This window comes from Aestuariivirga sp. (assembly GCF_044239095.1).
GTDB lineage: Bacteria > Pseudomonadota > Alphaproteobacteria > Rhizobiales > Aestuariivirgaceae > Aestuariivirga.
This window is the reverse complement of record NZ_JBIICB010000404.1, coordinates 1-2,546: the sequence shown is the minus strand read 5'-3', so window position 1 is coordinate 2,546 and position 2,546 is coordinate 1. Positions and strand designations below refer to the sequence as shown.

3 protein-coding genes are annotated in these 2,546 nt (G+C 61.2%); all 3 read left to right on the top strand.

From position 1 onward, the window contains the following. Window positions 1–870, top strand: an 870-nt coding sequence (locus ACILRA_RS21955) for an alpha-E domain-containing protein (protein ID WP_395664166.1), incomplete at its 5' end; no start/stop codon positions are given. Between the two features lie 2 nt (window positions 871–872). Then, entirely contained in the window at window positions 873–1,679 is an 807-nt protein-coding gene (locus ACILRA_RS21950; RefSeq protein WP_395664167.1) for a transglutaminase domain-containing protein, read from the top strand. Window positions 1,680–1,713: 34 nt separating this feature from the next. Further along, entirely contained in the window at window positions 1,714–2,454 is a 741-nt protein-coding gene (locus tag ACILRA_RS21945; RefSeq protein WP_395664165.1) for a peptidase, read from the top strand. Window positions 2,455–2,546 lie beyond the last annotated feature (92 nt).

Sequence of the window (2,546 nt, the reverse complement as noted above, 5' to 3'; positions counted from 1 at the left end):
GAGGTTGGCTACCGCATCTCGCTGATGCCCGGCGCCGTCGAGGGCCACCGCGACGAATGGCGCTCGACGCTGCAATCCTGCGCCTGTGACATCGCCTATTCGAAAAAGCATGCCGAGATCACCAGCGCCAAGGTGATCCAGTTCCTGATCTTCGACGAGGACAATCCCTCCTCCATCCGCGCTGCGATCAAGACGGCACGTGACAATGGCCGCGCGGTGCGAACGGCACTGACGCGCGATGTATGGGAGAGCATCAATTCCACCTGGAACGAACTCGCCCAGGTGAAACCCTCCAGCATGACGGCAGACCGGCTGCCGGTTTTCCTCGAATGGGTGAAGCAGCGGGTAATGTCCTTCCGCGGCGCCCTTCTTGGCACCATGCTGCGCAACGACACCTATTACTTCAGCCAGCTCGGCAATTTCATCGAACGGGCCGACAACACGGCGCGCATTCTGGACGTCAAGTATTTCATCCTGCTGCCCAAGCCCACGGATGTGGGAAGCGACCTCGACATGCAGCAATGGGCGCAGATCCTGCGCTCGGTCTCGGGCCACCGCTCCTACCGCTGGTTCTACCGCGATTCCAACTACCGGCCGTGGCTCGTTTCCGAATTCCTCATCCTGCGGGAGGAGATGCCGCGCTCTCTGGTCTTCTCATACAACTGGGTGAACCGGGCGCTCGCCGGCCTCGCCAATCTCTATGGCAAGTCATATGATTGCCATGAGCTTGCAAGCACGAGCTATGACAGGCTGAAGGACGCGAACATGGAGCAGATCTTCCAGGCCGGCCTGCATGAATTCCTGCAGGAGTTCATCCTCAGCAACACAAGGCTCTCGCAGTCCATCGCCAGGAACTATAATTTCCCGTGACCATGCGCCTCGCCGTCCGCCATGAAACGCATTACGATTATGATACGCCGCTTGCCTATTCGGCGCAGCGGCTGCATCTGTGGCCAACAGAGTTCGCTTCGCAGCAGACGATCTCCTGGTCCATCACCGCGCCGGGATTTGACCGGGCGCTGAGCTATATGGATGGCTTCGGCAACCGCGTGCACATGATCACCTTCGGAAACCTCGAAGGCCCCGTCGCCATCATCGCAGAGGGTGTCGTGGAGGTAACGGATACGGCAGGCGTAGTGCGAGGCCTTACCTGCCTTGCACCCGACGCCGTATTCCTGCGGCAAACAAAGCCGACGACGGCCAATGCCGCGATCCGTGCCTTGTCGGAAAGGCAGTTCGCCGGAAAGTCGGTTCTCGAAGGCCTCCATGCGTTGATGGCGGAGATCCACCACAAGGTCGCCTATGAGTTGGGCACCACCCACACCCACACCACGGCGGCGGAAGCCTTCGCCGAAGGGCGCGGCGTGTGCCAGGACCACGCGCACATCTTCATTGCCGCCGCACGCGCAGGCGGTGTTCCCGCGCGCTATGTGACGGGCTACCTCGTCACTGGCCAGGGCGCCTCCTCCACCGCCGCCCATGCCTGGGCCGAGGCCCTGGTGCCGGACCTCGGCTGGGTGGGCTTCGACCCCGCCAATGCCAAGTGCCCCACCGACAATTACGTGCGCGTGGCCGCAGGCCTCGATTCCGCCGGCGTCGCCCCCATCCGCGGCTCTCGCAGGGGTGGCGCCACCGAACGGATGAGGGTTGAAGTCCGCGTCGAGATCGCCCAACAATGACGATGAGATTGGATTCTTTCCGGACAACGGGGACATGACCTATTGCGTGGGACTGCTGCTTGACGACGGCCTGGTCATGGCCGCGGACACCCGGACGAATGCGGGTGTCGACAATGTCGGCAAGTTCAAGAAGCTCTACAGCTGGGAGAAGCCCGGCCAGGCAGTCTTCGTTCTGCTGACGGCTGGAAACCTCGCCATCACCCAGGCCGTGGTCAGCTCGCTTTCCGAGGGTTCTCAGGCGAAGACCGGTGGCGGCGCGAAGGCCAACAATCTCTTCACCGCCAAGACGATGTTCCAGGCTGCCCGCATCGTGGGAAAGGCCGTGCGCGAGGTGAAGTCGATCGACGGGGACTTCCTTCAGTCCAACGGCGAGTCCTTCGCCGCCAGCTTCATCTTCGCAGGCCAGATCGGCAAGGAGCGTCCGCGCCTGTTCAACATCTATTCCGCCGGCAATTTCATCGAGGCAACGGTGGATACGCCCTTCTTCCAGATCGGCGAGCACAAATACGGCAAGCCCATCCTCGACCGCGTGGCGCGCAACGACATGAAGCTCGGTGATGCGGCAAAGATGGCGCTGCTCTCATTCGACTCGACGCTGCGGTCCAACCTGAGTGTCGGCCTTCCCATCGACCTCCTCACCTATGAAACGGGCTCACTCAGGATCGAGCACACGAAGCGCATCGGACCGGATGACCCCTATTTCAAGATGCTGTCCAGCGAATGGTCCAAGGCGCTCCGTACGGCATTCATGAACATCGAGGCGCTGGATATCTAGTGGATTGGCCGGGACAAAAGAGTCCGATTGAAGGTTCCCAACGGCTTGTTGACGTGCGAATCTGAAAGGATGCGCAATGGTATCAGTTTCAC

What these genes read in the sequence shown, in the direction of transcription:
- ACILRA_RS21950 (WP_395664167.1), top strand. Translation starts at nt 873, where the DNA reads ATGCGCCTCGCCGTCCGCCATGAAACGCATTACGATTATGATACGCCG.
- ACILRA_RS21945 (WP_395664165.1), top strand. Translation starts at nt 1,714, where the DNA reads ATGACCTATTGCGTGGGACTGCTGCTTGACGACGGCCTGGTCATGGCC.